We start from the raw sequence: 25259 nt of genomic DNA, 5'->3' as shown, positions 1-25259 counted from the left end.
ATTCAGCTCCGTCGACTTGCACGTTGGCTGCGGTAGGTGTCCAGCACCACCGCGACCACGATCACCGCGCCGGTAATGATGCGTTTGGTCGGTTCGGTCGCGCCGATTTGCGCCAGTCCGGCAGCCAGTACAGAAATGATCAGGACGCCGAAGAAGGTGCTGATCACCGAACCGCGACCGCCCATCAGGCTGGTACCACCGATCACCACGGCAGCGATGACTTGCAGCTCCAGACCGGAACCGGCATTCGGGTCCGCCGCTTCCAGACGCGAGATCTGGAACAGTGCGGCAATACCCGCCAGCAACCCCATCAGGCTGAATACCAGGATCTTGTAGGGTTTTGGGTTGATACCCGCCAGACGCACAGCTTCCTCGTTGGTACCGATACCGATCAGGTAGCGACCGAACACGGTACGGGTCAACACTGCCTGGGCAATGAAGATAACCAGTAACGCGATAATGAATGACGGTGAAATACCAAAGGTGATCGGATTGGACAGCCAGGCAAAGGCATCACCGATATAGGCCGTGCGCGAGCCGGTCATCTGATAGGCAACGCCGCGAGCCATCTCCAGCACACCCAGCGAAACAATGAACGACGGAATGCGCCAGGCCACGGTGATCGAACCGGTGATGGTCCCGGCCACTGCTGCGGCGGCCATGCCCAGCAGTGCTGCCGGCAAGACACTCCAGCCCCAGCCGAGGATCGCCACGCTGACAGTCGAGCCCGCCAAGGCCAGCACCGAACCCACCGAAAGGTCGATGCCGCCGATGATCAACACGAACGTCATGCCGACTGCCAGCACCATCAGGTCCGGGATCTGATTGGCCAGTGTGCTGAAGGTGTCATAAGAGAGGAAATGGCTGCTCAAGACCGAGAACAACGCAATCATCGCCAGCAAGGCACCAGCCAGGCCCAGATAGGTACCGAGGCCGTAAAAATTGCTACTACGTTTGCCAGCAGACAGTGCAGTTATCATGGGAGATCCCTAGGCGTCGCTTCATGGAGCAACGCATCACGTTTTTGGTAGCCGGCAAAAGCGGCGGCAAGCAAATCATCCTGAGTCCAGCTGTCGCGCTCGAAGGTGTCGATCAAGCGTCCGGCCGACAACACGCCAATACGGTCGCAGATCAACATCAGCTCGCGCAGATCACTGGACACCACCACCAGCGCCTTGCCCTGACGCGTCAACTCGCCAAGCAATGCGTAAATATCAAATTTGGCACCGACATCGATGCCGCGAGTCGGCTCATCGAACAACAACACCGAACACTCACGCTCAAGCCAGCGGCCAATCACCACCTTCTGCTGATTGCCGCCCGACAACTCGCAAACCAGCTGCGCAGGACTGGAGCTGCGAATGTGCATCGCGTCGATCTGACGCTGCGCCAGCGCCATCTCGTCACCCGTATTCACAATGCCGGCACTGGAGATCACCGGCATATTGCCCAGGGCGATGTTGGCGCTGATCGACTGAGTCAGCAGCAGCCCCTCGCCTTTGCGATCTTCGGTGATCAGGGCAATGCCGTGACCGACCGCATCGGCGGGCGAACGAATGCTCACCACTTTCGCCGGCGAGCCAAGCGCGACCGTGCCACTGTCTGCCGCATCGGCACCGAAGATCAGCCGCAGCAGCTCCGTGCGCCCAGCCCCGATCAAACCGGAAACTCCGAAAATCTCGCCGCTGCGCACCTCGAAAGACACATCGCGAACCTTGTCCGAACGGCTCAACCCTTTGACGGTCAGGGCCGGCGCGCCGATGTGTCGTGGACCGAGATCGATGTGTTCGCCCAATTCGCGGCCGACCATCAGATTGACCAGTTGCTCGCTGTTGTAGTTGGCCATCGGTTCGACGCAGACCAGATTGCCGTCACGCAATACCGCGATGCGCTGAGCAACCCGCGCCAGCTCTTCCAGCCGATGGGAAATATAAATGATCGCCACGCCACGAGCTTGCAGGCGGCTGATTTGCTCAAAGAGCATCTCGACTTCGCGAGCCGTCAACATCGCTGTCGGCTCATCGAGAATCAGGACATGGCAGTCGCCGATCAGGTTGCGCGCGATCTCGACCATTTGCTGATGACCGATCCCCAGCTCGCCGACCAGCGTGTCCGGATCGATCGCATCGAGCCCGACCTGAGCCATCGCGGCGATGGCCGCTCTGCGCAGTTGCTTGCGACTGATCCATCCGCCATTGCTCGGCAGGTTGTCGAGAAACAGGTTCTCTGCCACGGACAAGGTCGGCAGCAGATTGAGTTCCTGCATGACCATGCGAATACCCAGCTCTTCTGCCTGGGTTCGGCTGCCAGGACGGTAATCGCGCCCCTGGAATTGCATCCGGCCGGTGGTCGGAGTGACCAGCCCGCCAATGATTTTCGAGAGCGTGCTTTTGCCGGCACCGTTCTCACCGGTCAACGCCAGCACTTCACCACGCATCAGCGTCAGGTCAATGCCGGTCAATACCGGTTGCGCATACGTCTTGCCGATACCGCTGACCGAAAGGACCGCGTTCGGGGCACAAACTGACATAAAAAAATCTCCATGCGCTCGCCCTTGCGAGCGAGCGCCGTTGTGTCGCCAGAATGACTACTTGGTAACCAGCTCAACCGGAGTTTCGATTACGCCGTTGGTGCCGCTGTCGACCTTTTCGCCCTTGAGCATTTTCAGGGCAGTCTCGATGCCGAACACCGCCTGTTTGGCTGCAAACTGGTCGGCAGTGGCCAGGACGCGGCCATCCTTGAGCATTGGTTTGATGGCGTTGATGTTGTCGTAACCGACCACTTGCACCTTGCCCGCCTTGCCTGCTGCGCGCACCGCCGAAACGGCACCGACCGCCATGCTGTCGTTACCCGCCAGCAGGGCCTTGGTTTGCGGGTACTCGCTGAGTATCGAAGCGGCAACCTTGTTGCCTTTATCGATTTCCCAGTCGCCGGACTGCAACGAGACGACCTTGATCTGCGCCGCTTCCATTGCGTCCTTGAAGCCAGCGGTGCGAGCCTGGGCGTTGGTGGTGGTGGAAACACCTTCGATGATGCCGACTTCGTCACCGGCCTTCAGCTGTTTAGCCAGGTACTCGCCGACCAGACGCGCTCCCTTGCGGTTATCCGGGCCTACGAACGGTACGGTCATGTTCTTGCTTTTGACGACGGCCGGGTCCAGCTGGTTGTCGATGTTGATCACGGTGATACCGGCATCGATGGCCTTCTTGATCACCGGAACCATCGCTTTGGAGTCAGCTGGTGCGATGACCAGCGCATTGACCTTGGCCAGGATCATTTGCTCGACGATGCGTGTCTGACCAGCCGTGTCCGTTTCGTCCTTGATGCCATTGGAGATCAGGTCGAATTCGGCAGAATGTTCTTTCTGGTAAGCCTTGGCACCATCCTCCATGGTCAGGAAGAATTCGTTGGCCAGGGACTTCATGACCAGCGCGACTTTAGGTTTTTCAGTGTCGGCGAACGCCGAAGAGAGGGGCAAAGCGGCGGATGCGGCAGCCAGCATAGCGACAGCGAGAAGACGTCCAGCGAATGGCAGCTTCATGAGTTCACTCCGATCTTATGATTATTCTGAGCAACGCTTGCACTGCATACGCTTCAAATCCGTTCACCAGCGCTCTGGTACGCGGGAACGAGGATCGCCGCACCAACGGAGTCAAACCGTCGACAGGGTCGCGCAAACGTTTGCGTAGACCGAACTATGCGAACCCTGTCGACATTTGTCAACGGTCAGAAAAAACCGTTTTGTGGTCTGCTTGGCGAAAAAAACGGCAATGCCGATTATGCCGTGGTGTTGACCACCGATCCGCTATTGGAACCCTTGGCCAGCTCCTTGACCAGGCTGCTGCTCACCTCCATCAGCGCACCGTTGGTTTGAGCGATTTGCCCCTGAATCGCCATGACCGCGGTGGTCTTGGCTTCCGGCGTCGGATATGACGCGGCCTGGGCCGCAGCCAGTTGCTGTTGTTGCTGGCGCAATTGCTCTTGCAGTTCCTTCATGCGTTTGAGCAGCATCTTCACCGTGATGCTTTGGTTACCACCGTCATCTGCTTTGGTCTCCGCTTCGGGGCTTTGCCCTACCGGACCTGTCCTGACTTGCTTGCTGTCACCTTCCTTGCCACCCGCCAGTTGCGTCACGGCGTCTGCCGTCGCGTCGCTCAATGCGTTGACCGTAGCGAGCGATTTGCCGCCAATCGTGATGCCGCCTGCGTTTGGAAAACCTACTGAAATAGACATATGAGCTCCTGCACAAAAAATGATCCTGAAAGGATCATCGACCCCTGAGCGGTTTTCTTTAGCACTAATTCCCATTCAAAAATGTGGGAAATCCTAGGTTTACGCTGTAGGAGATTTCGGACAGCCGAACGCTTCCATTGCACATATTCGGAAACCCGGACGACTATCGCCTCGAGCGCCACCGCATAAAAGATATAAATCTATGTAAATCAAAAGGTTAAAAGAATTTTAAATCCAAGATATGACTGGTACAGATCCTGCTCTTACTGGGTATCCCCGGCATACAGATCTGCTTGGGGTGTTTCTAGATGAACCTGCATCAGCACCGTCATCATTACTAGAGAGAAAACAATGAAATCTGCCTTCAACACCTTTATTCCGGGCGCTTTGGCCCTCCTGCTGCTCCTCCCGACTGCACTGCAAGCAAAAGAAGTCGAAACCCAACAGAAACTGGCAAACGTGGTCGTCCTCGCTACAGGTGGCACGATTGCCGGTGCTGGCGCCAGCTCAGCCAATAGTGCTACGTACCAGGCCGCAAAAGTCGGGATCGAGCAGTTGATCGCCGGCATCCCTGAACTGAGCCAATTGGCCAATGTTCGCGGCGAGCAAGTGATGCAAATCGCCTCTGAGAGCATCACCAACGAAAACCTGCTGCAACTGGGTCGCCGCGTGGCCGAACTGGCCGACAGCAAAGACGTCGATGGCATCGTTATTACTCACGGCACCGACACCCTGGAAGAGACCGCCTACTTCCTGAACCTGGTGGAAAAAACCGACAAGCCAATCATCGTTGTCGGCTCGATGCGCCCAGGCACCGCGATGTCGGCTGACGGCATGCTCAACCTGTACAACGCCGTCGCCGTAGCGGGTAGCAAAGATGCTCGTGGCAAAGGCGTGCTGGTCACCATGAACGACGAAATTCAGTCGGGTCGTGATGTCAGCAAAATGATCAACCTCAAGACCGAAGCGTTCAAAAGCCCATGGGGCCCATTGGGCATGGTGATCGAAGGCAAATCCTATTGGTTCCGCTTGCCAGCCAAGCGCCACACCATGGATTCGGAATTCAACATCAAAACCATCAAGAGCCTGCCTGACGTCGAAATCGCCTATTCCTATGGCAATGTCGACGGCACTGCTTACAAGGCCCTGGCCCAGTCTGGCGCCAAAGCCATCATCCATGCCGGCACCGGCAATGGCTCGGTATCTTCGCGTTTGGTTCCAACCTTGCAAGCACTGCGCAAGGATGGTGTGCAGATCATTCGTTCTTCCCACGTCAATGCCGGCGGGTTTGTGTTGCGCAACGCAGAACAGCCAGACGACAAGTATGACTGGGTCGTTGCGCATGACCTGAACCCGCAAAAAGCCCGCATCCTGACAATGGTTGCACTGACCAAGACGTCGGACAGCAAAGAGTTGCAACGGATGTTCTGGGAGTACTGATTCATTGCGTCCGACCGGATCCGGTCGGACGCTTGCCCCCCCACTCGCCCGCTCGGGCGAGTGATCTACCCTCCCGCCTCCCCTGCCATTACTTCTGAATAATCACCAATCGGTTTACAGCAAACGGAAAAATTCGCTGTCAGAGGAATTTCTTGAACTTTAAGCAGTTGCGAAATCGCCTACAGTTAAATACTGTATGCACGTACAGCTTAATAAGGATTACCCCGTGGCCACGACCTCTTCAGCAGCGACTAACCCTCCAGGCTCTTACGAACGACTCGGTTTGCGCGTTCAGAAAATCATCAACTCCCCGACCGCCCAAAAAGCCAAGGCCGCCCTGATCTTCCGCCTCCCCGACGAGCCGGTAGATGAATGGGAACGCTTGCTCGAGGAAATCGCCGAGAACGACAACGTCACCCTCGCTTATCGCGACGATGGCGGCGTGCAGATTTTCTGGGTTGTGCCGAAGGAAGACTGAGTCAATGATTGCTCGCTGTTTTGCTTTGCTGTTATTGCTCTTCGTTGTCGCCAGTGCTCAGGCGGATGCGCCACGCACTTTCAACGAAGCGAAAAAGGTCGCCTGGACACTCTACGCCCCACAGTCCACAGAGTTCTATTGTGGCTGCAAATACACGGGCAATCGGGTCGACCTCAAAGCCTGCGGGTACGTGCCACGTAAAAACGCCAAACGCGCCGCACGCATCGAATGGGAGCACATCGTTCCGGCATGGCAAATCGGTCACCAACGCCAGTGCTGGCAACAGGGTGGTCGCCAGAACTGCACACGTCACGACCCGACCTATCAGCGTGCCGAGGCCGACTTGCACAACCTGGTGCCAAGCATCGGCGAGGTGAACGGGGACCGCAGCAATTTCAGCTTCGGCTGGCTCCCCGTGCAATCAGGGCAATACGGTTCGTGCCTGACCCAGGTCGACTTCAAGGCCAGGAAGGTCATGCCCCGCCCGTCCATTCGCGGAATGATCGCTCGCACTTATTTCTACATGAGCAAGCAATACGGTTTGCGACTGTCCAAACAGGATCGGCAACTCTACGAAGCCTGGAACAAGACTTACCCGGCACAAAGCTGGGAGCGCCAACGCAATCAGCGCGTCGCGTGCGTGATGGGGCGCGGCAATGAGTTCGTCGGCCCCGTCAACATGAAGGCTTGCGGTTAATCAGGTGGAGTCAATTACTGAGCCGTGATGTGCTCAATGACCATTGATTCGATATTCATCTTCTTCGCCTTGGCCAGTGCCGCGGTCAGCTCGACCTGCCTTGCCTCGGCTTCGGCCTTCGAGTTGAACGGCCCGACCAGCACGCGCTGCTTACCGTCTTGCGTGACCACGTAGGAAACAAAACTGTGTTCGATCAGCCAGCCAGTGAGATCGCTGATCGCCTGCACGGTCTCGCCCTGAACCAGAACATCCCATTGCGAGGCAGCAGCCACAGCGGGCGCAGAAACAACCGGCGCCTGAGGTTTTTTCGACTCCCCGGCCTTTTCCTGACCACATCCGGCCAATACCAATACTGCGACCACCAACGCCATTTTGCGCACAACCTTCCCCTCTGAATGCCAAAAGCCGGGATTTTATCACCCGAAAATGCTTCGCGACCCAGTAAACAGGCCTCAAAACAACGAGAATGATGTTTCTCGCCTCTGTATAGTCGCACCTTGGGAATTAATGCAGCGTCTGCACGTCAGAAAGAGGCACCCAAACCGTGACACTTCGCACTAATCTATAGGTACTACCGACATCTGCATTGTCTGAGTCAGGTGCCCTACAAAGCTATCAAGGAGAAGATCATGCTGATACTCACCCGCAAAGTCGGTGAAAGCATAAACATCGGTGATGACATTACCATCACCATTCTGGGCGTTAGCGGCCAGCAGGTCAGAATCGGCATCAATGCCCCGAAAGACGTTGCGGTGCATCGCGAAGAAATCTACCAACGTATTCAGGCGGGCCTTACTGCGCCGGACAAGCGCGAAACCCCCTGAACCCGTCAGCAATCAGTAGCCAGCCTTTTCTCTCACGGCAACGGCTGGCTAAAGATTCTGCGCGCCCCTCCTTCCCCCATGACAACAACGCAGCACCGACACCCCCCGCCGGCGATGCTGATACTAACGACATCGCCATGTCCCTTACTGTCGGACGATTCGGATTCAGCCTGGTGAAAACATCACAGCCGGCCTGGACGCACCAAGCCATAGCGCAACGTTAGCCGACTATCCAAACGTCACACCTCGCGCCATGCCTGTCGCGGCCACGACCATCAAGATAATCAACAGTGCCTCGATATGACTGATGCGCGCAAAGAGACGGACCCGCCCGACATCAATCAGCGAGCCTCGACGCAAAGCGATCCGCCACTTGATCAAGGTCACCATCGGTGCAATCTCAAGCAGCAGGATGATGACGAATAAAGTCATCTTCAGATGGAACAGCGGTTGATGCAGGTAATAGTCCGCCCCCTTTTCGTACCCGCCAAAGGCACGGATCCCGCCGGTAACCAGAAGAATCAATGCGCAGACTCCCCAAAAGTTATCTGCCAGCAAAACACTGCGAGCCCCCGCACCCTCCGCACCCACTCGACGAAAAGCCATGCCACGCGTCAGAACACCCCAGAGCGCCAGGGCATAAGCCAAGAGATGGACCGCGGCGAGAAACCAGTGAACCAGCATCGAATTGCCCCCCATTCAAGACGAAAAATAATCGGCCTGTCAGTAGTAGTCCAAAACGCCTCGCTTCGCAGGCAATACAAACAAGCATCTTGCCCTCACCTTCAGTTGGCCACGATCAAACTGGCACGCAACTCTGTTTTATTCCGGCGTTTCGTCGCCATTCAGTTGATTGGGCTTGAGCCGCAGAGCACACTTATATGAGTTGAAGGATCAACGCCCCTATCGATCAAAAGCCCGCCCACCTGCGGGTTTTTTTCGCCTGCGCAATGGCTGTTATCGAACGTATGCGAAGAGCCCAGCGCGATGGCTGGGCTCTGTTTATTGCCGGTGTTCCATCATCTTGTCAGCAAGATTTTTGGCCCTGTCGACCAATAGATTCTGCCACTCTTCGTGACTCGACTTCGGGCCCCCTACCGTCGGCGCGGTGAGATTGCTTTCAGCTATCAGCGCAGCACAAAAATACTGATCCCAAACGACTCTTTCTCCAGCCGTCCGTCTATTCATTTGATCGGAGTTCATATGCAGCTCCTTTTGATGAGGTAACCCAGCTATTTTACGCTCGAACCGCTCACATGCCGCGCTTGAGTCGGTAGTCGGCGCATGCCGCCCCAGCCACCGACGCTCGCTCCAGGCAGGCTGCCAATCCCGAGCATCGGCAATCAACCAAAAACATTCGACTTCAAACAGGAACAACTCCAGAAAGACCACCCTCAATTTGATTTTTGAGTGCGCCCAAGGCCGAAACGATTTGCTGACTGATCTGCGGACTCGCTGCGATGTCTGCCTCATCCATTCCTTTAGCCAGCAAGTCGACTGTTATCGAGGCGGGCTCGACAATAATCGCGGACATCGTTTCCAACACCAGCCTTAGCGCCGCCTGGGCGTGACTCGCCCGCGGCGATGCGTTGAAAAGTGCTACCGGCTTGCCGGGAAAGTCCTGACTGGCCACGAGCCAATCCAGTGCATTCTTGAACGACCCCGGAATTCCCCGAGCGTACTCAGGGCACGAAATCAGAATGCCGTCTGCCTCGGCAATAAACCCACGCAACTCTGCGACGATCTGCGGAGGATCGTCAGCCAGATCCGGATCGAAATGAGGTAATTGACCCACCTCAAGGTAATGCCTGATCGACATACCTTCAGGACTGAGCCGCTCGGCAGCACGCAGTAACGCGGAGTTTGAAGAGGCTGCGCGAAGGCTTCCTGAGATCGCAAGTAGTTGCACCATGTGTATACGCTCCATGACTTGGTGGACGGATGAATTGTCGCATACGCAGGCCAAAGCCATCTTTAGCGTGGGAGCAATCCCGATCGGCAGGCGCGCTCGATTGCCTCGCGGTCAGGCGACCTGGTTGTCATGGCATATCTCGGAGGTAGAATTAGTGGTGGATTGTCGGCATCAGTGAGACTGAGTCCTTCGAGGGCAACACTATGCAAACCACTGAAGATGCGATCATTGCAGCAGCACGACTACGTGCCGCAAGCCGGGGAGATAACGAAGCCCTGGCTGCAGCTTCAGCACTCGAAGTCGTGGAAGCCCTGAAAAAGTCTTTAACGGGAGACAAGTACCAGGAGGCTCTCGAAAGGCTGTATCTCGAGTACACAACCTCCTGAGCTCCGTAAACCACTCACCGGCTGCACATTTCTGGATTGACCGTCGGCATACACTCGAGAGTAGCCAGATCAATCAGCGTGAAATGACCGCCCATCCAGCCGCCAGTGTCAATGTGGTAGACGTTGCCCAGCACCGCAGGCTGAAGGACCACCGTGTGGCCGACGATCACGGCCCTGATGCCACTGACACCAGTAGCGTTTTCGCTGGTAATACGAGAACGCGACCACTGGCAGATAGTTTGCACACTACGCTGCATCGCGCCTTGCTCCCGCTCAAGGGCGCCAAGCATTTGCGCCCAATCATCGAATGGGCAATCGGCATGCACGATTCCCACCGCCCCCATAGGCGTCATTACTTCAATTGCGATAGGCAGCTCGGCGAACAGATCGACATAGAAAGCCTGCTCAGCGCTGGACAGACCGTACAGCCAGGCACCGCCGTTGATCATGTGTATGTAAATGGCCCGACCGTTATGACTGAGCCAGTGGGCATCGACCGCCATTTGCTCATGATTGCCCTGCACGGCAAAGAACCATGGCTTGGCCAGCCACACGTCAACGTCGGTAGATTCGGGGCCACGGTCGACCATATCGCCAACACTGAACAGACGATCGGTTGCGGGGTTGAAGCCGACAGCATCGAGTGCTGCCTGAAGCCTGGTGAAATGGCCGTGAATATCACCCACGGCAAAGTCGCGGCCCGCGGTGTTGATTGTGAAACGCCGAACCTGGGTCATGCTGCCACCCTCGGTACTGTCTTAAGGCTCTTTTCAATCCAGTGTATTCGCCTCACCTGCGACTCTTATGCTACCCCCTCAAAGGCTTCGAACTCAGTTATTTGCGAAGGCAAATACTGACCCGAAGGTGTAACGCAGGGGGTGTGGCCTGTCCATGGGTTACCTAATACTTGAAATACCGGCGCGTTGTAGGTATTGGTCGAGATCAACTCAACGCAAGGAGCGAGACAGTGATCAAAATTCGAGAGGCGACCATTGAAGATATCCACGCACTTCGTGATATCGGCATAGAGACGTATCAGGACCACTTCTCCGACATCTGGAGCCCCTCAGGCATGCAGCATTTCTTGAGTGAAGACTTTTCAGTCCTGGCGCTTCAGGAATCGATAGGGGCACCCACACATCACTGTTGGCTCATAGCCCTCGATAAAGACGACAGAGCGGTAGGGTTCTCAAAGGTTAACTGGTCGAAGCCAATGCCTATTACCGGCAAGGCCGGGGCGGAGCTCCAAAAAATTTACTTCCTCAAGACCCAAGCAGGCAAAGGCTACGGGAAACAGCTTCTGCAATTCATCCACCAACTTGCCAAAGATCGTAAAGAGCATTTCATTTGGCTCGACGTACTAAAAACCAACGCCAGTGCGAGGCGCTTCTACGAGGGCTTCGGCTTCGAAGTACTAGGCGAGATCCCATTTATCACCGACAAGACCGAGATCGGAATGGTTGTGATGTGCTGCGACATTTCCCGATAGGCGCATTCGATTGCCTCCCAGTCGGGTTGCTTGGTTGTCATGGGTGTTCTCGGTAATGCTAAAGCAGGATTGAAATAGTTGCGGGTTGCCGTGTAGTGGTGAAGATCAATTCACAACAGGTGATCACCATGGAACCGAGATTTAAAGTGCTGGGCTTTGTACACGCAACAGAGGGGAGCACGCGCTACCGGATCTTCGACAAGAAGAACCCCCGACGACACCAATGAGCACGAAGTGTTCGACGATAAAGCTGAAGCTAATTCTGTTTGCGCCAAGCTGAACGCCGAGCATCCTGGCGTGCCACACTCACCTGCGGCACACCTACCCTTCCCGACTGACTCACCCGAAGCGCCCAAATCTACTCACCAATCTCGGTGTCGCGCCTTGCTAGGCGTTGCAGGGTATTGATAGAGAGTCGGCAGCTAAGCAGAGAAGTACTTCAACCAATAGGCTTCCCGGCATTCACTGTTAAAGCTGATGTGGCAAGGACTAATCGTTTTATCGAGCGGCTGGCGAACGACCTCATAGCAAATCCAGCATTCGGCGCAGACTGCGTCGCTGGGAAAATTATCCTGCTCCGCTAGCCGTTTGATGAGTGTGCCGTCATCAAAGGCATAGATTTTTTCCTCCGCGGTGACGGTGCATCCCAGGTCAAGCCAGGTTTCTTGATTCGAGCTTTCAAGATGCAAGGTGCGAGGTGCGAGGCAACGAAACTCCCAGGATGGCACTGACGTAGTTAACAAGGTGATCCAAATGAGCCATGGGCTGTATCCGCAGGTGGATTAGAGCGACTAACAAAAGTCCTAATTCGGCGCTGCGACTTTACTAACAAGTCAGTAACCCGACAACTCTGCCTATCGTCACAGGCTGTGATCCAGCACTCTCGGTGGGCATGCTCTTGTTGATGACGGATCACCGCCCACCAAGCGCTCCTTTACTGATTCGCGATACGTGTCGTGACCTACCCAGCCACCTCAAACCCATGCCCGCGCCGAGCCCAAGCATAAGCCACCACTCCGGCATGAATCATCACGGTGAACGCGCTCACGTAATACCCGTGAACTGCCGTAGCGAAATCCCCAAACGCACAGATGGCCACCAGGTAGAACGAATGGGGACATGTACGCCATCAATCACAATGGCCAGATGCGCGTGAAGCAGGTCTACCGCCTCCCTACCGGCATTCGTTTGCGCAGCTTCAACCGCGATGAGCATCCGGACGAGGATTACAGCTTCGCCGAGATCCAGGATCAACAGATCGCGATCTTGGGGCATGTGTTTTGGTGGGGAATGTTTTCGCGCTGAGTCGCCTGATCCAGCGCGCACTTCCGATCAACACCAAGACTGAGAAGTCATCATGGGCGAACTGCTTGACATGATTTTGGCATGGCTCAACGCCCTCAATGGCTACACTCCACCGCGCAGAAAGCGGGTGTTCTCATTGGGCTTTGTGGTTTTTTCACTGTGTATGGTCATTCTTGAGCTCGTCATACTCAATGACTGGGTGAGCCGCCGCTAGGCAAGGGGCTGGATTAACTCACCCACCACTGTATCGCCCATCCACATCTGCTAACTCATGCCTGATCAGTTAAGTTTTCCAGCGCCGGGTACGCAGCCAAGCGCAAGTAAACCCTACAATCGAGATTTACCTTGATGCGTCGTGGTAAACCTCTCACGTCAAATGCTAATTGCTGAGGAAGCCTCATTGCACGATTCTAAGTATCTAGAAGATCTCCGCTCCCGCTTCAATTCTGGAGAGGGGCTGAAATATACCTTTTTCTGGGGACACCAGCGAAGTAAGAGTGGAATTACATCTTCGTGCTTTAGCCAGTGGTTCAACGCCGAATTCATTGTCGAGGGGCAACGCTACCCAACTGCCGAACATTTCATGATGGCAGAGAAGGCAGCCTTGTTCGGCGATCAAGAAATTCGTGCTCAAGTGCTCCAAGCTCCAACCCCCGACGCAGCCAAAGCTCTTGGCCGCAACGTGCGCGGATTCAACGATCACGATTGGCTGCAACACAGATATGCAATTGTCGTCCGGGCCAACCAAGCCAAGTTCTCCCAAAACCCGGAGTTGAACGCTTTCCTCAAGGAGACCGGTTCTCGCATCATAGTTGAGGCAAGTCCGGTTGATAGCATCTGGGGCATTGGGCTCGCCCAGGACGACGAAAACGCGAGTAACCCCAACCTGTGGCGAGGCCTAAATCTCCTGGGGTTCGCACTTATGCAGGTCCGCGACGAAACCTAATTTGCCCGTTAATGGGGCGTCGAAGTGTTCCGCATTTTCGTTCTCTCCGCTGCACACAAGGCGCGGAGCAAGACCCACGGTCGACTCCACCCTTCCAGAATCTATCAAGCCGCAATATGAAGCTCGCCATGGGCGGGCTTTTTTGAGTCTCAGGATTCGCTGGGAGGTCAGCCCCGGCCACACCTGTGGGGCGAGAGAAAGTCAGGCGAACAAAATCGCGCTGCCACTACTGCCGACCGGCGACAGACAGGCACGAAAGCCTGCCCACGACGGGATACCCCATACTGTCGAGGTGTTGACCGAACTGGCGGATGACCCAGTAAGCGGCGCGAGACAGATTCAAAAATTAGCACTCCGAGCCTTGGCCATGAGGAGCGCCGGACCTCATGTGGCATGCCGTAAAAATCACCCAGGCACAGGGCTGTACGCCGCATGTTGTAGATACCCGATAAGCCCACCGCTGCACCTATGCACCGAACAATCGAAGCGATACTCGAGCCTATGAGACCGGCTTCCGAGAGGCAATCATCTCCTGACAACGATGTGCGACTTTAGGGGTTGACTCACCCAGTGCCGAAAGCACTCGATACATCTCATGCGCATGCCGAAACGGATAGACCTCAAGATTCAGTGCAATGCGCACTTTGCGGATATCGCGCCCATCAAGCAGCCAGTTCTCAACGGAGCGAGTAATCGCCGCACCGTTGTCATCTGTTTGCCAGGCAAGCAGATCGAATAAGTCGGCAATCAACTCAAAAGGAACTGATCCAGGGATGTCGACGAAAAGCCTGCCCGCAAGATCTTCCTCGCCAAGCGCAACTACAACAGCCCGCACCGCCTCAAAGGAATCAGAGTATTCACTCTCATCGCGCTCGCTCGAGATGGAGCCGGACAGCGTAAACTGCAACTTATAGAGATTTGCAAGCGCCCGCCAAGATGCCAGCGGCGCATATTGGTCAGTACCAGCAAAAAGGTAGTGAAGCCGTATCGGCCACGAAAGTGAATGGTAAGTCGATGAGTACAAACGGACCGATGAACTGCGCGAACACGTATTCACCCTTGACACCGTCATAGCAATCATACGGAGGGTTCGTAACGGCCCCAAGCCAGGCGCAGCCACTCAGTTGTGACATGGCCAAAATCAAGATGAGCTTGCGTAGCACGTAATTTCCTTATTACTTTTCCGTTGTGTTTCCCATCGACGCTATCGCGAAGCAACAAAAAAGGGCCCACCTTTCGGTGGGCCCTTCTAGACCGCCCAGCAGAGCGGATTTTGTTTGGTAGGCGCGATTGGACTCGAACCAACGACCCCCACCATGTCAAGGTGGTGCTCTAACCAACTGAGCTACGTGCCTGCTGTGAGGCGGCATTCTACGGAATTCCGGAGGGGTGTCAACACCTTTTTTTCACCTAACCCTATGAATATGCAAAATATTTAATTTTGGTACGGCAAAGAACAGATTCCGGGTAGCTGGCAGTCGATTTTTAACTCAGGTAGGATCGGAGCACTCGTAAAATATATTAAACAGAGGTTGCAGGATGGCGAACATCCCTTATCCGGAATCCTATTACGCCGCGTCGGCCAACGCCGCCCCGTCGCGCCCATCGTTACAGGATGATGTAGAGACTGATGTCTGCGTCATCGGAGCGGGCTATACCGGCCTGTCCAGCGCATTGTTTCTGCTGGAGAGTGGGTTTCGGGTGACGGTCCTGGAGGCAGCCAAAGTCGGCTTCGGCGCGTCGGGTCGCAACGGTGGCCAGATCGTCAACAGCTACAGCCGCGATATCGATGTGATCGAACGTAGCGTCGGTCCCAAGCAAGCGCAAATGCTCGGGCAGATGGCCTTCGAAGGCGGCAAGATCATTCGCGACCGCGTGGCCAGATACCAGATCCAGTGCGACCTGAAAGACGGCGGCGTGTTTGCAGCCATCACCAGCAAGCAAATGGGCCATCTGGAGTCGCAGAAGCGCCTGTGGGAGCGCTACGGCCACACTCAGCTGGAACTCCTGGACAAGCGCCGTATTCGCGAGGTCGTCGCCTGCGATCAATACGTGGGCGGCATGCTCGACATGAGCGGCGGCCACATCCACCCGCTCAACCTGGCACTGGGTGAAGCCGCGGCCGTCGAGTCGCTGGGCGGGACCATTTACGAGCAGTCACCGGCCGTACGCATCGAGCGTGGCGCCAATCCGGTAGTGCATACGCCTCAAGGCAAGGTCAGGGCCAGGTTCATCATCGTCGCCGGCAATGCCTACCTGGGCAATCTGGTTCCAGAGCTGGCCGCCAAATCAATGCCGTGCGGCACCCAGGTGATCACCACTGAACCCTTGGGCGATGAGCTGGCGAAGAGTCTGTTGCCACAGGATTACTGCGTCGAGGACTGTAACTACTTGCTCGACTACTATCGCCTTTCTGGCGACAAGCGCCTGATCTTTGGTGGCGGCGTGGTGTACGGCGCTCGGGATCCGGCGAACATCGAAGCAATCATTCGACCGAAGATGCTCAAGGCCTTCCCGCAGCTCAAGGATGTGAAGATCGATTACGCCTGGACCGGCAATTTCCTGCTGACCTTGTCGCGCTTGCCGCAGGTCGGACGCCTGGGCGACAACATCTATTACTCCCAGGGCTGTAGCGGCCATGGCGTGACTTACACGCACCTGGCAGGCAAAGTCCTGGCCGAAGCCTTACGCGGCCAGGCAGAGCGCTTTGATGCCTTTGCCGACCTGCCGCACTACCCTTTCCCCGGCGGCCAGCTGTTGCGTACACCGTTTGCGGCGCTAGGCGCCTGGTATTACGGCCTGCGAGACAAGTTCGACTTCTGATTTTTCGCGCTCGCAAAAAAACCGCCAATTGGCGGTTTTTTTGGGAGGTGAACTCAAGCGTCACCTTGATATGGCGAAAACCAAATTCCAGAAACAAAAAACCCCGGTCTTTCGACCAGGGTCTTTGCTATCGACTCGAAGTAGCCAGTGGCTTTCTTCGTAGCTTCAAGGCGTTCAGTGGGCCTTGAAGCAGATATGGCGCAGCGGACGGGACTCGAACCCGCGACCCCCGGCGTGACAGGCCGGTATTCTAACCGACTGAACTACCGCTGCGTATCGCTCAGACTTGCGTCTGTGTGAACCTTTGTCGGATTGAAGAGCTGTAAGCTTTTCAATCTCAAACCGGGAAAACCCGATCTGGAAAATATGGCGCAGCGGACGGGACTCGAACCCGCGACCCCCGGCGTGACAGGCCGGTATTCTAACCGACTGAACTACCGCTGCGCGTCGGTGGAGGCTTTTTACAGCTTCCTTCCTGCTTTCGCAAGACTCTCAAGAAGTGGTGGGTGATGACGGGATCGAACCGCCGACATTCTGCTTGTAAGGCAGACGCTCTCCCAGCTGAGCTAATCACCCTTTGCTTCTCTGAGGCCGCGAAATTTACGCAGATACCGAAGCTAAGTCAATAGCCTGCTTGAAGTTTTTCTGAAAAAGACAAATTTATGTCATCTTCCTGGGCGCCAATCAGCGACACCCTCAACCTCAAGCCCCATCCACTGCAGCCCCGGCACCTCGGTTAATCGCTATAAATCATTTTCTTGGTCATGCCACCGTCGACCACAAACTCCTGGCCCGTGACAAACCCGGCATTCCTCGACAGCAACCAGGCCACCATCGCCGCCACATCCTCGACGGTCCCTACCCTGCCCGCCGGATGCTGAGCATGATCTGCATCACTCAGCGGTTCGGCACGCCGCGTCGCTGGATCACGCGTATCGATCCAGCCGGGGCTGACCGCATTGACCCGAATCTCTGGCCCCAGACTGATGGCCAAGGCGTGAGTCAATGCCAACAAACCGCCCTTGCTCGCCGCGTAAGCCTCGGTATCCGGCTCCGACTGCGCCGCTCGGGTCGAGGCCAGATTGACGATGGCGCCGCTATGAGCACGCAAGTAAGGCGCACAGTGCTTGGCCAGCAACATTGGCCCACTGAGGTTCACCGCCAACACCCGATTCCAGTACGCCAGATCGAGGCTTTCCAATGTGATGTTGTGCGGGTCGGCGACGGCTGCATTGCACACCAGCGCGTCGATGCGACCGAACCGCCCAAGCACCTCGGCGACGCCCTGAGCCACCTGCTGTTCATCGGCCACGTCCATGCCGATGAAGCAGGCATTGTCACCCAGCACCTTGGCAACCTTCGAGCCGCGCGCACGGTCCAGATCGGTCAGCACCACCTGCCAGCCTTCGCTGACCAGCCAGGCGGCAATCCCCAGGCCTATGCCGCGGGCAGCACCGGTGACCAGTGCAACCCGACCATTAGCGCCACTCGCAGGCGCGGACAACTCGATCACAAGGCAGCCAGCCCGCGCGCCAGATCTGCTTGCAGGTCAGCCACATCTTCCAGGCCGACCGCAATGCGGATCAGGCTGTCGCGAATCCCGGCCGCCTCACGCTCTTGCGGCGCCAGGCGACCGTGGGAGGTGGTGCTCGGATGGGTAATGGTGGTCTTGCTGTCACCGAGGTTGGCGGTGATTGAAATCAAACGCGTGGCATCAATAAAGCGCCAGGCGCCGTCTTTGCCACCCTTGACCTCGAAACTCACCACGGCGCCAAAACCCTTCTGCTGACGCTGAGCCAACTCATGCTGCGGATGGCTCTTGAGGCCGGCGTAATGGACTTTCTCGATGCCGCCCTGCTGCTCCAGCCACTCGGCCAGTTGCTGAGCATTGGCGCAATGCGCCTTCATGCGCAGGTTCAACGTTTCCAGACCCTTGAGGAAGATCCAGGCGTTGAACGGGCTCAAGGTCGGCCCGGCGGTACGCAGGAAGCCGACGATTTCTTTCATCTGCTCGCTGCGACCAGCCACTACGCCGCCCATGCAACGGCCCTGGCCGTCGATGAACTTGGTTGCCGAATGCACGACCACGTCCGCGCCAAGCTTCAGCGGCTGCTGCAAGGCTGGCGTGCAGAAGCAGTTGTCGACCACCAGCATCGCGCCCTTGGCGTGAGCGATTTTCGACAACGCAGCGATATCCACCAGCTCGGCCAAAGGATTGGACGGCGATTCGACGAACAGCAATTTGGTGTTGGCCTTGATCGCCGCGTCCCAGCCGGACAGTTCAGCCAGAGGCACGTAATCGACTTCGATGCCAAAACGCTTGAAGTACTTTTCGAACAGGCTGATAGTCGAGCCGAACACGCTGCGCGATACCAGCACATGATCGCCAGCACTGCACAGGCTCATCACCACCGCCAGGATCGCCGCCATGCCGGTAGCCGTTGCCACGGCCTGCTCGGCACCTTCAAGAGCAGCAATCCGCTCTTCGAACGAGCGAACGGTCGGGTTGGTGTAGCGCGAGTAAACGTTGCCCGGCACTTCACCAGCGAAGCGTGCCGCCGCATCGGCAGCGGTACGGAACACGTAGCTTGAAGTGAAGAACATCGGATCACCGTGTTCGCCTTCCGGCGTACGGTGCTGACCGGCGCGTACGGCCAGGGTATCGAACGCTACGCCATCGAGGTCGCTGTCCAGCCGACCGGCATCCCACTCCTGACTCATGCTGTCACTCCTTGCCTTGTTCTTTATGGGTAGATACAAAACCGGCCCCTCAGGGCCGGTAGAAACTCAGTTGTTGTAAAGATCGATGATCGCACTGACTGCCTGCGTCTTGACCTTGGAGGCATCGTTACGCGCCTGCTCGATCTTGTTCAGGTAAGCCTCGTCGACGTCACCGGTGACGTACTTGCCGTCGAATACCGCGCAATCGAAGTTCTCGATCTTGATCTTGCCGCCACCGACCGCTTCGATCAAGTCAGGCAGGTCCTGATAGATGAGCCAATCAGCGCCGATCAGATCAGCCACGTCCTGAGTCGTACGATTGTGAGCGATCAGCTCGTGCGCGCTTGGCATGTCGATGCCGTATACGTTCGGGTAACGCACGGCTGGCGCTGCCGAGCAGAAGTAGACGTTTTTGGCGCCGGCTTCGCGAGCCATCTGGATGATCTGCTTGCAGGTGGTGCCGCGAACGATCGAGTCGTCCACCAGCATCACGTTCTTGCCGCGGAATTCCAGTTCGATGGCGTTGAGCTTCTGGCGTACGGATTTTTTCCGTGCAGCCTGGCCCGGCATGATGAAGGTCCGGCCGATGTAGCGGTTCTTCACGAAGCCTTCGCGAAACTTCACGCCCAGGTGGTTCGCCAGCTCAAGGGCTGCGGTGCGACTGGTGTCCGGAATTGGGATGACCACGTCGATGTCATGCTCCGGACGCTCGCGCAGGATCTTCTCGGCGAGTTTCTCACCCATGCGCAGGCGAGCCTTGTAAACCGAAACGCCGTCGATGATCGAATCCGGACGCGCCAGGTAGACGTGCTCGAAGATGCACGGAGTCAGCGATGGGTTGGTCGCACACTGACGGGTGTGCAACTTGCCGTCTTCAGTGATGTAGACCGCTTCGCCCGGCGCGAGGTCGCGAATCAGGGTGAAACCGAGCACGTCCAGGGAAACGCTTTCGGAGGCGATCATGTATTCGACGCCTTCGTCGGTATGACGCTGACCGAAGACGATCGGACGGATGCCGTGCGGGTCGCGGAAACCGACGATGCCATAACCGGTCACCATGGCCACGACCGCGTAACCACCCACGCAACGGTTGTGCACGTCAGTGACGGCCGCAAACACGTCTTCTTCGGTTGGCTGCAACTTGCCACGCTGGGCCAGTTCGTGAGCAAACACGTTGAGCAGAACTTCCGAATCGGAGTTGGTGTTGACGTGGCGCAGGTCAGATTCGTAAATCTCCTTGGCCAGCTGTTCAACGTTGGTCAGGTTGCCGTTATGCGCCAGGGTGATGCCATACGGCGAGTTGACGTAAAACGGTTGAGCTTCGGCCGAAGTCGAGCTGCCTGCAGTCGGATAACGCACATGGCCAATGCCCATGTGACCGACCAGGCGCTGCATGTGACGCTGATGAAACACGTCACGAACCAGACCATTGTCCTTGCGCAGGAATAACCGGCCATCATGGCTGGTCACGATTCCGGCAGCGTCCTGGCCGCGGTGCTGGAGGACGGTTAGCGCGTCATACAGCGCCTGATTGACGTTCGACTTACCGACGATACCGACGATGCCACACATGCGACGCAACCCCTACTTAATGAAACTGAACTGAACACATCTCACTGCGGCGTTTTGGCCGTCGGCAAGAGATGCTCCTTGAACGGTATGTCAGCGGGTACGCTGATACCGCTGGCCAGCCACTGACTGCTCCACCCTAATATGAGGTTTTTGGACCAGTCTGCAACCAATAGAAATTGTGGCACGAGCCTTGACTCCTGCCACCACTTATCCTGCTGTACCGGGCCCAGGCTCAAGAGCCCGACGGCGGTGACCACCAGCAGCGCGCCACGCGCCGCGCCGAAGGCCATGCCAAGAAAACGGTCGGTCCCGGACAGGCCGGTGACACGAACCAGTTCGCTGATAAGGTAATTGATCATTGCGCCCACTATTAAGGTGGCGACAAAGATGATGGCACAGCCCGCGATCACGCGAGCCGACGGTGTTTCGATGTATCCGGCGAGGTACTCGGACAGTGAGCCACCGAACATCCAGGCAACGGCTCCTGCGATGATCCAGGTCAGCAGCGACAAGGCTTCCTTGACGAAGCCGCGGCTCAGACTGATCAAAGCGGAGATGGCGACGATCGCGACGATCGCCCAGTCAACCCAGGTAAATGGCACAGTGCAGCCTACAGACGGATAAGGCGGCGCATTTTAGCAGAGCCCATGGCTGTCGGTAAGCTGCGATTGCAAGTGCATTTGAAATCAGTCAGTTAGCGTCAGCCGCGTTCAGGCTGAAAGCGAACGACAAAGCCCTTGAGGTTCTGCTGACGACCCAGCAGGTCACGCAGGCGATCGGCTTCTGCACGCTCGATCAACGGCCCGACAAACACCCGGTTCTTGCCATCGGCGGTACGGATATAGGCATTGTAACCCTGGCTGCGCAGGGTTTTCTGCAAGCTTTCGGCGCTTTCACGGCTCGACAGGCTGGCCAACTGCACCGACCAACTGACCGACAGGCCATTGGCATCGACGCGACTCTGGTTGGTGTCAGGCTTGCTCGGCGCCGCCGCGACCGGTTGCGCCGGAGCCGGAGCCGGTGTCGGCTTGGGCGCAGGAGCCGGCGCTACCGGCTTGGCGACAACCGGCGCTGGCGCGATAGGAGCGCTGGGGGCAACCGGCTTGGAAGGTGCTTGCTCGGCAGCAATCTCATCATCGCCTGGAACCGGCTCCTGCGGCAACGCTTGCGGCTCCGGCACCACCACGGGCTCGATCTGTACCTGCGGCATTGCCGGGGCTTGAGGTGCAGCCGGGGCATGAACCACCACCTGACGCTGCTCATCTTCCCGGGAAAACAGCATTGGCAAGAAAATCACCGCCAATGCCACCAGAACCAGAGCCCCAACCATCCGCTGCTTGTACGCGTTATCCAGCAAAGCCATGTGCAGCTTCCTCCGTGGAGCGCCGAGCCAACCATTCGAGGGCCTCGGCAACACAATAAAATGATCCGAACAGCAGAATTTCATCTTCCGCCGTTGCCAGCGCGCATTGCCCTTCCAGGGCATCCGCGACACTTGCATAGGATGTTACCGACGCCCCAAGGTTCTGCAACGCAGCCTGCAAATCCGCAACCGGACGTGCGCGCGCAGAATCTAGCGGGGCGACAGCCCAATGCTGGACACTACCACTCAATTCGCCGACAACTCCATCGAGATCCTTGTCAGCCAACAAACCAAATACCGCCAACCGTCGACCTGCTATGGGTCGGCGAGCCAAACGCTGGGCCAGATACTCGGCCGCATGCGGGTTATGACCCACATCAAGCATCAGGTTCAGGCGCTTGCCGTGCCAGTTGAACTGGCGGCGATCCAGACGCCCGACCACTTTCGTCGCCTTCAATGCAGCGACAATTTGCTCAGCCTGCCATGGCAAACCCAGCAGCGCATATGCCTGCAGCGCCAGCGCGGCGTTTTCCATCGGCAAATCAAGCAGCGGCAAGTCGTGCAACTCTATCGCACGCCCTTGAGGATCGACGCCCCGCCACTGCCAGTTCTGCTCGGTAACGCCCAAATCGAAATCACGACCCCGCAGGAAGAACGGGCAATTGAGTTCGCGCGCCTTATCCAGCAGAGGTTGAGGCGGATTGAGGTCACCACAGAGCGCAGGCGCGCCCTGACGGAAGATGCCAGCCTTTTCGAAGGCAACGGATTCGCGGGTATTGCCGAGATAATCGGCGTGGTCAACACCAATGCTGGTGACCAGTGCGACATCGGCATCCACCAGATTGACGGTATCCAGGCGTCCGCCGAGGCCGACTTCCAGCACAACCGCATCCAGACCTGCACGCTGAAACAGCCAGAACGCCGCCAGAGTACCCACTTCAAAGTAGGTCAGGGAAATTTCACCGCGTCCGGCGTCGACTGCTGCAAAGGCTTCGCACAACTGCGCATCAGTGGCTTCGACGCCATTGACCTGCACCCGCTCGTTGTAACGCAGCAGGTGCGGAGAATTGTAGACACCGACCGTGAGCCCTTGCGCCCGCAGCAATGACGCCACGAACGCACAGGTAGACCCTTTGCCATTGGTGCCGGTGACCGTGATCACCCGAGGCGCCGGCTTGCCCAATCCCATCCGGGACGCTACCTCTTGCGAGCGCGCAAGCCCCATGTCGATGGCTGACGGATGCAACTGCTCAAGGTAGGCGAGCCAGTCGCCAAGGGTACGTTCGGTCATAGGTTTGCAGGCACCGGCGGAACCACGATGGGCTCGACTGGCGCAGCCACGAATTCAGGCGTCGGCAGACCCATCAGTTGTGCCAGCAGGCTACCCAGACGCGGCCGCAATTCATGACGCGCGATGATCATGTCGATCGCGCCGTGCTCCAGCAGGAACTCGCTACGCTGGAAGCCTTCCGGCAGTTTTTCACGCACGGTCTGTTCGATAACGCGCGGACCGGCGAAGCCGATCAGGGCTTTCGGTTCGCCGACGATGACGTCGCCGAGCATCGCCAGGCTAGCGGAAACACCGCCGTAGACCGGGTCGGTCAGCACGGAAATGAACGGAATGCCTTCTTCGCGCAGACGCGCCAGTACCGCAGAGGTCTTGGCCATTTGCATCAGCGAGATCAACGCTTCCTGCATCCGTGCACCGCCGGAAGCGGCGAAGCAGATCATCGGGCAACGGTTTTCCAGCGCGTAGTTGGCCGCACGCACGAAGCGCTCGCCGACGATCGCGCCCATCGAACCGCCCATGAAGGAGAATTCGAATGCCGACACCACCACCGGCATGCCCAGCAGGGTACCGCTCATGGAGATCAGTGCGTCTTTTTCACCGGTCTGCTTCTGCGCAGCGGTCAGGCGATCCTTGTACTTCTTGCCGTCGCGGAATTTCAGACGGTCAACCGGCTCCAGGTCAGCACCCAGTTCGGCACGGCCTTCGGCATCCAGGAAAATATCGATCCGCGCACGCGCGCCGATGCGCATGTGATGGTTGCACTTGGGGCAAACATCCAGGGTCTTTTCCAGCTCCGGACGATACAGCACCGCCTCGCAGGACGGGCACTTGTGCCACAGACCTTCAGGCACCGAGCTTTTCTTCACCTCGGAACGCATGATCGAAGGGATCAGTTTGTCTACTAACCAGTTGCTCATGCTTTCTTTCTCCAGTACCAGCGGCCCGAACGCTTTGGTTCGCAGCCCCGTGTATGCCCTTGAGCTAAATTCATGTGTGCGGCGATGATCGATGGATGGCCGGGTCAGCAAGACTGACCTTCGTACAACCCAACAACCCTCAGCCATGCCTGCCTTATGCAGTACACCTGTTTCGTACAGTGCAATGGACGGCGGCAGACTGCCAGCCGTCACATCAACTACACGCTACTGCGCACTGCCTGTATAAACGCGCGAATCTTCGCGTGATCCTTGATGCCCTTGCTCTGCTCTACCCCACCGCTGACATCCACCGCGTAAGGGTGAACCCGGGCAATGGCCTCGGCCACATTGGCCGCCGACAGCCCACCGGCAAGGATGATCGGCTTGCTCAAACCTTGCGGTATCAATGACCAGTCAAAGGCCTCGCCGGTTCCGCCGGGAACACCTTCGACATAGGTATCGAGCAAAATGCCGCTGGCTTTAGCGTAAAGATTGCAGCCGGCAGCGATGTCGTCGCCCGCCTTGACTCGCAATGCCTTGATGTACGGCCGATGGTAACCCTCGCAATCGGCCGGGGTTTCGTCGCCGTGGAACTGCAACAGGTCCAGCGGCACCGCGTCGAGAATCTCACCGAGTTCGCAGCGGCTGGCATTGACGAACAAACCCACCGTGGTCACGAATGGTGGCAACGCGGCGATGATCGCCCGGGCCTGCTGCACCGTCACTGCTCGCGGGCTTTTGGCATAGAACACAAAACCAATCGCGTCCGCCCCGGCATCAACTGCTGCCAACGCATCTTCAATGCGGGTAATCCCACAAATTTTGCTGCGAACGGCTGACATGTCGTTTGAACCTCAGGGCA

General features: G+C 57.2%; 27 protein-coding genes, 4 tRNA genes and 1 pseudogene. 10 read left to right on the top strand and 22 right to left on the bottom strand.

The window, feature by feature from the left end; genetic code table 11:
• Positions 1-2: 2 nt before the first annotated feature.
• From BK658_RS25985 to BK658_RS25970, 4 genes are all read right to left on the bottom strand, one after another.
• Positions 3-980: an ABC transporter permease gene (locus tag BK658_RS25985; RefSeq protein WP_054596652.1), complete on the bottom strand. Its 978-nt coding sequence runs from the start codon at positions 978-980 to the stop codon at positions 3-5.
• Entirely contained in the window at positions 977-2530 is a 1554-nt protein-coding gene (locus BK658_RS25980) for a sugar ABC transporter ATP-binding protein (protein WP_123584787.1), read from the bottom strand. The genes BK658_RS25985 and BK658_RS25980 overlap by 4 nt, the downstream gene beginning before the upstream one ends.
• Before the next feature lie 57 nt (positions 2531-2587).
• Positions 2588-3541: a sugar ABC transporter substrate-binding protein gene (locus BK658_RS25975; protein ID WP_123584786.1), complete on the bottom strand. Its 954-nt coding sequence runs from the start codon at positions 3539-3541 to the stop codon at positions 2588-2590.
• A gap of 236 nt (positions 3542-3777) precedes the next feature.
• Positions 3778-4233 (bottom strand): hypothetical protein, encoded by a 456-nt coding sequence (locus BK658_RS25970; protein ID WP_123584785.1) that lies wholly within the window; start codon positions 4231-4233, stop codon positions 3778-3780.
• 351 nt (positions 4234-4584) lie between these two features.
• On the opposite strand from BK658_RS25970, the gene BK658_RS25965 reads away from it, so the two are divergent.
• The 3 genes from BK658_RS25965 (at position 4585) to BK658_RS25955 (ending at position 6848) form a co-directional block, all read left to right on the top strand.
• The gene (locus BK658_RS25965; RefSeq protein WP_123584784.1) at positions 4585-5673 is read left to right on the top strand and encodes an asparaginase; all 1089 of its coding nucleotides are present in this window, start codon (positions 4585-4587) and stop codon (positions 5671-5673) included.
• A gap of 196 nt (positions 5674-5869) precedes the next feature.
• Complete coding sequence (locus BK658_RS25960) at positions 5870-6151, top strand: DUF1654 domain-containing protein (RefSeq protein WP_103319777.1); 282 nt, start codon at positions 5870-5872, stop codon at positions 6149-6151.
• Between the two features lie 4 nt (positions 6152-6155).
• Positions 6156-6848, top strand: coding sequence for an endonuclease (locus BK658_RS25955; protein WP_123584783.1), 693 nt, complete (start codon positions 6156-6158; stop codon positions 6846-6848).
• A gap of 14 nt (positions 6849-6862) precedes the next feature.
• Here the strand turns inward: BK658_RS25955 and BK658_RS25950 are convergent, their stop codons facing one another.
• Entirely contained in the window at positions 6863-7228 is a 366-nt protein-coding gene (locus BK658_RS25950) for an SPOR domain-containing protein (RefSeq protein WP_123584782.1), read from the bottom strand.
• Positions 7229-7477: 249 nt separating this feature from the next.
• Here BK658_RS25950 and csrA point away from each other — a divergent pair, with 249 nt between their 5' ends.
• Entirely contained in the window at positions 7478-7672 is a 195-nt protein-coding gene (csrA, locus tag BK658_RS25945) for a carbon storage regulator CsrA (RefSeq protein ID WP_007920550.1), read from the top strand.
• A gap of 228 nt (positions 7673-7900) precedes the next feature.
• Here the strand turns inward: csrA and BK658_RS25940 are convergent, their stop codons facing one another.
• From BK658_RS25940 to BK658_RS25930, 3 genes are all read right to left on the bottom strand, one after another.
• Positions 7901-8356 (bottom strand): DUF2214 family protein, encoded by a 456-nt coding sequence (locus BK658_RS25940; RefSeq protein ID WP_123584781.1) that lies wholly within the window; start codon positions 8354-8356, stop codon positions 7901-7903.
• Positions 8357-8674: 318 nt separating this feature from the next.
• Positions 8675-8875: a hypothetical protein gene (locus BK658_RS25935; RefSeq protein WP_123584780.1), complete on the bottom strand. Its 201-nt coding sequence runs from the start codon at positions 8873-8875 to the stop codon at positions 8675-8677.
• Between the two features lie 160 nt (positions 8876-9035).
• Positions 9036-9584, bottom strand: a complete 549-nt coding sequence (locus BK658_RS25930) for an NADPH-dependent FMN reductase (protein WP_123584779.1) — start codon at positions 9582-9584, stop codon at positions 9036-9038.
• 203 nt (positions 9585-9787) lie between these two features.
• Here BK658_RS25930 and BK658_RS25925 point away from each other — a divergent pair, with 203 nt between their 5' ends.
• Positions 9788-9970, top strand: a complete 183-nt coding sequence (locus BK658_RS25925; RefSeq protein WP_019692659.1) for a hypothetical protein — start codon at positions 9788-9790, stop codon at positions 9968-9970.
• 14 nt (positions 9971-9984) lie between these two features.
• Here BK658_RS25925 and BK658_RS25920 read toward each other — a convergent pair whose 3' ends face one another.
• Complete coding sequence (locus tag BK658_RS25920) at positions 9985-10707, bottom strand: metallophosphoesterase (protein WP_123584778.1); 723 nt, start codon at positions 10705-10707, stop codon at positions 9985-9987.
• Positions 10708-10937: 230 nt separating this feature from the next.
• Between BK658_RS25920 and BK658_RS25915 the strand changes: the two genes are divergently transcribed.
• The 4 genes and pseudogenes from BK658_RS25915 to BK658_RS25900 all read left to right on the top strand — a co-directional run bounded on the left by BK658_RS25915 (position 10938) and on the right by BK658_RS25900 (position 13710).
• On the top strand, positions 10938-11459 hold the full coding sequence (locus BK658_RS25915; RefSeq protein ID WP_123584777.1) for a GNAT family N-acetyltransferase: 522 nt from the start codon (positions 10938-10940) through the stop codon (positions 11457-11459).
• A gap of 1110 nt (positions 11460-12569) precedes the next feature.
• Positions 12570-12764 (top strand): annotated as a pseudogene (locus BK658_RS25905) (S24 family peptidase); the annotation flags it as partial.
• 52 nt (positions 12765-12816) lie between these two features.
• Positions 12817-12978, top strand: coding sequence for a hypothetical protein (locus tag BK658_RS30080; RefSeq protein ID WP_185019896.1), 162 nt, complete (start codon positions 12817-12819; stop codon positions 12976-12978).
• A 186-nt stretch (positions 12979-13164) separates the two neighbouring features.
• Entirely contained in the window at positions 13165-13710 is a 546-nt protein-coding gene (locus BK658_RS25900; RefSeq protein ID WP_123584805.1) for an NADAR family protein, read from the top strand.
• A 499-nt stretch (positions 13711-14209) separates the two neighbouring features.
• Here the strand turns inward: BK658_RS25900 and BK658_RS25895 are convergent, their stop codons facing one another.
• Entirely contained in the window at positions 14210-14791 is a 582-nt protein-coding gene (locus BK658_RS25895; protein ID WP_259740142.1) for a hypothetical protein, read from the bottom strand.
• A 197-nt stretch (positions 14792-14988) separates the two neighbouring features.
• Positions 14989-15065 (bottom strand) — tRNA-Val (locus BK658_RS25885).
• Positions 15066-15249: 184 nt separating this feature from the next.
• Between BK658_RS25885 and BK658_RS25880 the strand changes: the two genes are divergently transcribed.
• On the top strand, positions 15250-16533 hold the full coding sequence (locus BK658_RS25880; protein WP_123584774.1) for an NAD(P)/FAD-dependent oxidoreductase: 1284 nt from the start codon (positions 15250-15252) through the stop codon (positions 16531-16533).
• A 196-nt stretch (positions 16534-16729) separates the two neighbouring features.
• On the opposite strand, the gene BK658_RS25875 is transcribed toward BK658_RS25880, so the two are convergent.
• The 11 genes from BK658_RS25875 to BK658_RS25825 form a co-directional block, all read right to left on the bottom strand.
• Positions 16730-16806, bottom strand: a tRNA-Asp gene (locus BK658_RS25875).
• Between the two features lie 94 nt (positions 16807-16900).
• Positions 16901-16977: transfer RNA gene (locus tag BK658_RS25870), tRNA-Asp, on the bottom strand.
• 56 nt (positions 16978-17033) lie between these two features.
• Positions 17034-17109: transfer RNA gene (locus BK658_RS25865), tRNA-Val, on the bottom strand.
• Between the two features lie 160 nt (positions 17110-17269).
• Positions 17270-18046: an SDR family oxidoreductase gene (locus tag BK658_RS25860; RefSeq protein WP_123584773.1), complete on the bottom strand. Its 777-nt coding sequence runs from the start codon at positions 18044-18046 to the stop codon at positions 17270-17272.
• Positions 18043-19254 carry an O-succinylhomoserine sulfhydrylase gene (locus tag BK658_RS25855; RefSeq protein WP_123584772.1) on the bottom strand — a complete coding sequence of 404 codons (1212 nt, stop codon included), beginning with the start codon at positions 19252-19254 and terminating at the stop codon, positions 18043-18045. Before BK658_RS25855 ends, BK658_RS25860 begins: the two co-directional genes overlap by 4 nt.
• A gap of 66 nt (positions 19255-19320) precedes the next feature.
• The gene (gene purF, locus BK658_RS25850) at positions 19321-20826 is read right to left on the bottom strand and encodes an amidophosphoribosyltransferase (protein ID WP_054596632.1); all 1506 of its coding nucleotides are present in this window, start codon (positions 20824-20826) and stop codon (positions 19321-19323) included.
• 41 nt (positions 20827-20867) lie between these two features.
• Positions 20868-21428 (bottom strand): CvpA family protein, encoded by a 561-nt coding sequence (locus BK658_RS25845; RefSeq protein WP_103319170.1) that lies wholly within the window; start codon positions 21426-21428, stop codon positions 20868-20870.
• Positions 21429-21526: 98 nt separating this feature from the next.
• The gene (locus BK658_RS25840; RefSeq protein WP_123584771.1) at positions 21527-22189 is read right to left on the bottom strand and encodes an SPOR domain-containing protein; all 663 of its coding nucleotides are present in this window, start codon (positions 22187-22189) and stop codon (positions 21527-21529) included.
• Positions 22173-23480 (bottom strand): bifunctional tetrahydrofolate synthase/dihydrofolate synthase, encoded by a 1308-nt coding sequence (folC, locus tag BK658_RS25835; RefSeq protein ID WP_123584770.1) that lies wholly within the window; start codon positions 23478-23480, stop codon positions 22173-22175. The genes BK658_RS25840 and folC overlap by 17 nt, the downstream gene beginning before the upstream one ends.
• Positions 23477-24397: an acetyl-CoA carboxylase, carboxyltransferase subunit beta gene (gene accD / locus BK658_RS25830; RefSeq protein ID WP_123584769.1), complete on the bottom strand. Its 921-nt coding sequence runs from the start codon at positions 24395-24397 to the stop codon at positions 23477-23479. Before accD ends, folC begins: the two co-directional genes overlap by 4 nt.
• A gap of 218 nt (positions 24398-24615) precedes the next feature.
• Positions 24616-25239, bottom strand: a complete 624-nt coding sequence (locus BK658_RS25825) for a phosphoribosylanthranilate isomerase (protein ID WP_123584768.1) — start codon at positions 25237-25239, stop codon at positions 24616-24618.
• Positions 25240-25259: the final 20 nt, after the last annotated feature.

Source organism: Pseudomonas brassicacearum (genome assembly GCF_003732175.1).
GTDB classification, from domain to species: domain Bacteria; phylum Pseudomonadota; class Gammaproteobacteria; order Pseudomonadales; family Pseudomonadaceae; genus Aquipseudomonas; species Aquipseudomonas brassicacearum_G.
This window is presented reverse-complemented; position numbering and strand designations above follow the sequence as displayed.